Source organism: Halopenitus sp. H-Gu1 (assembly GCF_041821145.1).
Taxonomy (GTDB): Archaea; Halobacteriota; Halobacteria; order Halobacteriales; family Haloferacaceae; genus Halopenitus.
In genome coordinates this window covers 1-7,232 of record NZ_JBGUBC010000046.1, presented here as the reverse complement: position 1 = coordinate 7,232, position 7,232 = coordinate 1, and the positions used below count along the sequence as shown (strand labels likewise).

The window sequence follows — 7,232 nt, the reverse complement described above, 5'->3', positions numbered from 1 at the left end:
ACACACCATCCACTGGAACAACGAAACGGGATCGGCCGGGTACCAAACGAACGGGCCCGCACACCATCCGTCGGCGACTGGAATCGTGCTCGTGATTCTTTATAACACCGGCGTTTATAAGGGGGGAGCCCGCATATAAAAGCGAACGATGACGAACCCCGCAGAATCGATCGAGATTCAGAACGTGGTGGCATCGACGGGGATCGGGCAGGAGCTCGATCTCGAAGCGCTGGCGGAGGACCTTCCGGGTGCGGATTTCAACCCGGATAACTTCCCGGGGCTCGTATACCGCACCCAAGAGCCGAAGGCGGCCGCACTCATCTTCCGATCGGGGAAGATCGTCTGTACGGGCGCAAAGAGCATCGACGACGTCCACGAGGCGCTCGGGATCATCTTCCAAAAGCTTCGCGATCTGAGCATTCCGGTCGAGGAAGACCCGGAGATAACGGTCCAAAACATCGTCTCGAGCGCCGACCTCGGTCACAACCTGAACCTGAACGCGCTCGCGATCGGGCTGGGGCTGGAGGACGTCGAGTACGAACCCGAACAGTTCCCGGGGCTCGTCTATCGGATGGACGACCCGGACGTCGTCATTCTCCTCTTCGGAAGCGGAAAGATCGTTATCACGGGCGGAAAGCACACCGACGACGCCGAGGGCGCGGTGGCGGAGATCGTCGAACGCATTGAAGGACTCGGGCTGCTCGGGTAGGCGGGAAACGCCGACGAGCGGCACAATACATTTGTGAGTAGACCGCAAACGGGAACGTAGTGGCAACCCGACGATACGGATCGGGAGCCGGCAAGGCTTCCGATGTCGGCTCACGGGGATCCGCAACCGCGGTGCGGGATACCTCCCCGGCATCGACTCACCCATCAAACGCGAATCGCGCACGCGCACGGGATGGTTCCTCGACTGGGTATCCGAACTCACGCCCTTCGTCGTCGAGACGGTCGATCGCTGATCCGCCGATCCGCGATCCGGAGTCGTACGCGCTCACGGACCACGTTCTCGAACGGATCGGACAGCCGGGACGGTATATCACCTTCGAGGCCGTCCACGAGGCGATCGAGAGCGGACAACTGCGGTGGAACACGAGCGACGGATGGCGATTCGCGGTCGTCGAGGACGGAATTCGGTACGTGATCGTCGTCGGCGACACGGAGACGCCATCACCCGTCGTGGTCACGGGATGGACCGAGATCGCCGACCGGGAGATCGCGAGTCGAACACCGGAGTTCGACGGAACGGACATCGAGACGATCCGGCTTCGAACCGATCTGAGCGACGCCGGGAACGAGCAGATCCCCGATCGAATTCGACCGCGGGACGTTCCCCGACCGTTTACGATCGGAAACCACCACGTACAGACGTCTCCCGGGGAACGCTCCGTCGTCTGTGAGGACTGTGGCGGGCGGTTCCGATCCAAATCGGCACTGACGAACCGACGGTGTCGAAGACGGTAAGGACGCCCCACGACGCTTACGGCGTCAAACGACGGATCGCCCACCGGCGGGCCCCCGAGTCGGCACACATTTCCCCACGGATCCCTTGGTACCGTCGATGGATACGGGAGACCCCGAGGGCAGCGATCGGACACGGACGGAATCCGACGATGTCCCGGACGTCACGACCGAGGAGTTCTACGAGGCGCTGCTGGCGGCCGAACGTCCCGTCCTCGCCGCTCGACAGGTCGCCCGAGAGACCGGTCTGACCCAGGCGGCCGCCAAGGAGGCGCTCGATCGACGCGTCGAGGAGGGAGCGCTCGCGCGGACGAACGTCGAGGCCGATCCGGCGGTATTCTACCCCGCGGAGTGGAGCGACCCGGCCGCACGAGAGCGCGTGGTCGTCTTCGCGAATCGACGAGAGATCGTGGTCGATAGACCGACGCAGTACACCCGGGCTCGACTCTCGCAGTTCGCCCACCTCGTCGACACTTCGGCGGGCGAGCCGGACACACGCGGATACCTCTACCGAATTCGGCGAGAAGACGTGTGGGCCGCGCCCTTCGAGAGCCTCGAAGAACTCCGTTCGAGTCTTCGTTCCGTCTGTTCGGGTCGACACGACGCCCTCGAGGAGTGGATAACCGATCAGTGGAAACGCGCCCATCGCTTTCGGCTGTCCACCCACGAGGACGGCTACGTCGTCCTGGAGGCGGCCACCGAGAGTCTGATGGGGACGGTAGTGGAGGACCACCTCGACGAGGATCACCTCCGGGCACCGATCTCGGAGACGGAGGCGTGGGTGAACGAAACCGCGATCGCCGCCATCAAGCGATCACTATACGAGGCCGGGTACCCGGTCGAGGACGATCGAGATCTGGATGGTGGCGAGCCGATCGACGTCGAAATGGAAACGGAGCTTCGGGACTACCAGCGCGAGTGGGTCGAGACGTTCCTCGAGAACCGATCGGGCGTGTTCGTCGGACCGCCGGGATCGGGCAAGACCGTGGCGGCACTCGGAACGATCGCGGCCGTCGGCGGGGAGACGCTGATCCTCGTCCCCTCTCGCGAGTTGGCCGAGCAGTGGCGAGACGAATTGGAGACACACACTGATCTGGACCCGGCAGTGATCGGCCAGTATCACGGTGGGGAAAAGGCGATCCGACCGGTGACGATCGCGACCTATCAGACGGCCGGAATGGACAGACATCGCCACCTGTTCGACTCACGGGAGTGGGGACTCATCGTCTACGACGAGGCCCACCACATCCCCAGCCCGGTCTTTTCGCGATCGGCGGACCTTCAGGCAAAACATCGGCTCGGCCTCTCGGCGACGCCGGTTCGCGAGACCGGCAGCGAGGAGGAGATCTACACGCTGATCGGTCCCCCGATCGGTGCCGACTGGGACACGCTGTTCGAGGCGGGGTTCGTCCAGCAACCCGAAGTGGAGATCCGATACGTTCCCTGGCGCGATGACACTGCCCACAACGCATACGCGAGCGCGAGCGGGCGAGACAGATACCGACTGGCTGCGGAAAATCCCGCGAAGATCGACGACATCCGGTCGCTGTTGTCGCGGTATTCCGACCGAAAGGCACTCGTCTTCGTCGAGTACCTCGATCAGGGAGAGGCGATCGCGGAGGCGATCGACACGCGGTTCGTGAGTGGCGAGACGCCACATCACGAACGACAACGACTCTTCGAGGCGTTCCGGGAGGGAGACCGACGAACACTCGTCGTCTCGCGGGTCGGCGACGAGGGGATCGATCTTCCGAACGCGGGGCTTTCGATCGTCGCCTCCGGCCTCGGCGGATCGCGACGCCAGGGCACACAGCGTGCCGGGAGAACAATGCGGCCGGCCGGCTCGGCGCTCGTCTACGTGCTTGCGACGCGTGGCTCCAAGGAGGAGGAGTTCGCCCAGCGCCGGATGCATCATCTCGGCCGAAAGGGAATTCGGGTCCGCGAGACGAACGCGGACGAGTGAGGCGAACACGGCGATCCGAAACTGAATCGATCTGAGACCGGCTCATCGAGGGACGGGAACGCGAAAAAGAGAACCCTTAAGTTCCGGTCGTCTCCTAATTATGGTTGTACCGGACTTAGCTCAGCCTGGTAGAGCAGCCGACTGTAGATCGGCATGTCCCCCGTTCAATTCGGGGAGTCCGGATCGCGTTTTCCGCCGATTCGTCCGCGAAGCTGCCGCTATGGTGTCGTGTAGCCGTGAAGTGACGTCGACGTCAAGCGCTCCTCGACGACGCCACTATCGACCGGATCGAGGCCAGCACTCGCTCCGGACGTATCCGGAGATCGGAGTACACACGAGCGGCGGTCAAAGATACGCATGGCGTGAGGATCGAACACGGCAAAGTGCCACACGGGGGCCGTGAAACGGAACTGTTTTAATTCGGTCCGCCATACCGACGAGTGCGTTCGAAACGAACGTGCTACACGCTCCGATGGTGTAGTCCGGCCAATCATATTGCCCTCTCGAGGCAATGACCAGGGTTCGAATCCCTGTCGGAGCATCCACGGCTGATCTTTTCGCGGTTTCGATGTCGATTCCTGCCGGATCGCATTGCGGAGAACGGCAATAACGGGATCCAACTCTTCGACCAGTCACGCACTACGTTGCTCGTCCCGGGGACGACATCGGTTCCCGGCGATGGCTGGCGTTCAACGGTTGCTTCAAAACGACCGCTGGAGTTCGATCGTGACGATACTGCCACGTGGATCGCGTTCCTCGAATTCGAGTCTTCCCCCGGACTGTTTGACGATCCAGTTGACGAGCCATAGTCCGAGCCCGCTGCCGTGATAGAGGGGCTCGACGTCGTATTGTCGGGTCAGTACGTTGACTTCCTCCTCCGGAATTCCCGGCCCGTTATCAACTATCTCGATTCGAACCGTTTCATCGCGCGATTCGACGGTGAGTGAAACCTCGGGCGTCTCCCGTTCGTTGTGAACGATCGCGTTTTCGAGCAGTTCCCTAATACCCCGCCCGAGCTTTTCGGTTGCGAGTGCGGATGCCTCCTCGGGATGATCGAGGTCGATGGCGGCCTCCGGATGATTCTCGTGTGCGGTAGCCACAACGTGTTGACAGACGTCGACAACGTCTATATCCGTCCGCTCGGGGCGTTCGGCGATGACGTCCACGATCTCCCGTTCTTTATCGACGGTTCGCATGAGTTGACGGCTCGTGTCGATGATCTTCTCCGCCTTTTCATCCACGCTGTCGACTTCAGTCCGGATCGCCTCTGCGTTCCCTTGAATGGTCGTCATATCGTTACGCAGGTTGTGGCGCAACACCCGATCCATCACGCGCAATTGTTGTGTTCGTTCGATTCGATCCGAGATGTCCCTGACGGCTGCGATTGCTGCCGGTCGCCCCTCATAATCGAACGTCCCGACGCTTAATTCGACGGGGAGCAGATCGCCGTCATGTTGACGGAGGTCGATTTTGTAGGTTTCCGTCGGCGTCTCCCCCCCTTCGAGTCGAGTCCGATAGCGGTCCAAGACCGTTTGTCGGTAGTCCTCCCCGATGAGATCGGTTATTGATCCACCGATTATGTCACTGAGAGAATAGCCAGTCAGTTCGGACATGCGTGCGTTCGCAAACTGGATGACCTCGTCTTGGACGATCACGAGACCATCGTGGACGTTCTCGATAACGGCCTCGTACTGTTCGGTTCGATCTTCGAGTTCTTGCTCCCTCTGTTTCCGTTCCGTGATGTCCTGAACGATCCCGATCGCGCTCACAGGCGATCCAGACTCGTCGAAAGTGAGTTCTGCTTTTTCTCGCATCCATTTCACCACACCATCAGGAGTGATGATTCGATGTTCGATGTCGTAGGGGCCACCCTCCTTGGCAACGTCCCACTGTTCGTCGACGGCGTCTCTATCCTCGGGGTGAATGATCGACAGAAACGTGTCGTGATCGATCAGACCAACGTCACCGTCGACACCCCACATATCGTAGATCTGCTCGGACCAATAGATCTGGTCTGATGGGATGTTCTTTTGCCACCAGCCGATATTCGCCACCTCCTGAGCCTCCTCGAGATATATCTCTTTTTCTCGGATCTGGGTGACGTCCTGTATGACGACGTCGACGACGGGTTCACCGGCGGATTCGTTACAGAGGGCTCTCACCGAGACCCAAATCAGCTCCCCGTCCAGCGTCTCGAATTGCGTTCTCGTCGTCGCTCGTCTCTCATCGGCGATCCGTTCGAGAAACGTTTCAAGTTCCCGTTCATCATGCCACAACTCCAGAAGTGATCGATCGAGAAGTGCCGCCTTCGATCGTGCCCCCGCGATTTCGGCGAGACGAGGATTCGCCATCACGAACGGATACTCCCCCTCCGGCTCGAATCGACCCACGCCGACGGGCAGATTGTTCCAGAGATACTCGTACCGCTCTAATTCGCTTCTCCGTTCTTTCCGCTCGGTTATGTCGCGTTGAATAGCGACGAATCCCTCGATAGTATCTTTGTCATCGTTGATCGGAGCGACCGTCTGCTCGGCGTGGTACAGCTCACCGGATCGCCTCGCGTTGACGATCTCGCTTTTCCAGATCTCTCCACCGAGGATCGTCTCCCACATTCCTTCGTAATATTCTCTGGGTAGTTCACCCGATTTGAGGATTCTTGGATTCCGACCGATCGCCTCCGAGGCGGTGTATCCCGTGAGATCTTCGAAGGCTGGGTTGACGTATTCGATAGTTCCCTCCGTGTCAGTGATGAATATGGCGTCAGCGGCTTGCTCGACTGCACGCTGAAAGCGGCGCGCTTCCGTATGGACCCGTACGTCGTGGTAGGCGTAGGCGATGGTATCGCCGAGTTCCTCGAGTAGCGCCTGTTCGTCGGCGTCGAACGCGTTGGTGCGGTCCGCATAGACGTTCAACACGCCATAAAGGGTCCCGTCGTACACGAGGGGGATGGCGGCGCTCGATCGATATCCGCGTTCGAGGGCCTGTTCGCGCCACGGTTCATACGCCGGATCCTCAGGGATGTTCTGCATGACTTGCATCTCGTGGGTACGGACGGCCCGCCCCGTCGGTCCCTGTGCAGTGGCTTCCCCGTCGATCGTAATGGTGATCGCTTCGAGATACCCATCCTCGATGCCGGCAGCAGCACGCCTCGTTACCGTCCCCGATTCGGGATCGTGCTCGCCGATCCAGGCGAACACGTAGGGCTCCGATCGACTGAGGACCTCACAGACACGCCGATCGATCTCGTCCGTGGACGAGGCGCGAACGAGTGCTCGGTTGAGATCACGAACGACGGTATTAATTCGTTCGAGTTCGCCCGTGCGTTCGGTCTCTCGATGCTGCTGCACGAGCTCGAAAATCCGATCTGCAAGAAGTGAGAAGTGTGCATCCTCCTGAACCGGAGGCAGATAATCCGTGGCGCCGGCGTCGATCGCCTCGCTAATGAGTTCCACCGACAGTTCGTCGACGAACAGAACGTACGGGAGCGCTGGAAACGTCTTTCGAACGGTACGAAGTAACTCGACACTCGTTCCGTCCGCGAGCGTGCCGGAACTAACGACGCAGTCGAACGATTGCTCCTCGAGGTGAGCTATCGTTTCGGCCGGATCCGCCGCCGTCTCGACGGCGATGGAGTCACGCCGCTCCTCGAGCGCGTCGGTAATCCGATCTCGCGGTTCCTCGTCAAGACCGACGTATAGAATGTGAATGGGTTCTTTCATCGCCGGTACCGGTTATACGCTGGAAGACGCACCCGACATGGTAAAAAAGATATGGGTCACTCACCTCCCCGGGGAAGTTCGACGTAGAA

At 60.4% G+C, this 7,232-nt stretch carries 4 protein-coding genes and 2 tRNA genes; 5 read left to right on the top strand and 1 reads right to left on the bottom strand.

Annotated elements, in window-relative coordinates; all coding sequences use genetic code 11:
* Positions 1-148 precede the first annotated feature (148 nt).
* From ACERIT_RS15885 to ACERIT_RS15865, 5 genes are all read left to right on the top strand, one after another.
* Positions 149-709, top strand: a complete 561-nt coding sequence (locus ACERIT_RS15885) for a TATA-box-binding protein (RefSeq protein ID WP_373675832.1) — start codon at positions 149-151, stop codon at positions 707-709.
* Between the two features lie 59 nt (positions 710-768).
* Complete coding sequence (locus ACERIT_RS15880; RefSeq protein WP_373675831.1) at positions 769-1,464, top strand: hypothetical protein; 696 nt, start codon at positions 769-771, stop codon at positions 1,462-1,464.
* Between the two features lie 97 nt (positions 1,465-1,561).
* The gene (locus ACERIT_RS15875) at positions 1,562-3,424 is read left to right on the top strand and encodes a DEAD/DEAH box helicase (RefSeq protein ID WP_373675830.1); all 1,863 of its coding nucleotides are present in this window, start codon (positions 1,562-1,564) and stop codon (positions 3,422-3,424) included.
* Positions 3,425-3,533: 109 nt separating this feature from the next.
* Positions 3,534-3,607 (top strand) — tRNA-Tyr (locus ACERIT_RS15870).
* A gap of 283 nt (positions 3,608-3,890) precedes the next feature.
* A tRNA-Glu gene (locus tag ACERIT_RS15865) sits at positions 3,891-3,965 on the top strand.
* Positions 3,966-4,125: 160 nt separating this feature from the next.
* Here ACERIT_RS15865 and ACERIT_RS15860 read toward each other — a convergent pair.
* Entirely contained in the window at positions 4,126-7,143 is a 3,018-nt protein-coding gene (locus ACERIT_RS15860; protein ID WP_373675829.1) for a PAS domain S-box protein, read from the bottom strand.
* Between the last annotated feature and the right edge of the window lie 89 nt (positions 7,144-7,232).

Coding starts and splice junctions, on each gene's coding strand:
- ACERIT_RS15885 (WP_373675832.1), top strand. CDS start 149: ATGACGAACCCCGCAGAATCGATCGAGATTCAGAACGTGGTGGCATCG.
- ACERIT_RS15875 (WP_373675830.1), top strand. CDS start 1,562: ATGGATACGGGAGACCCCGAGGGCAGCGATCGGACACGGACGGAATCC.
- ACERIT_RS15860 (WP_373675829.1), bottom strand. CDS start 7,143: ATGAAAGAACCCATTCACATTCTATACGTCGGTCTTGACGAGGAACCG.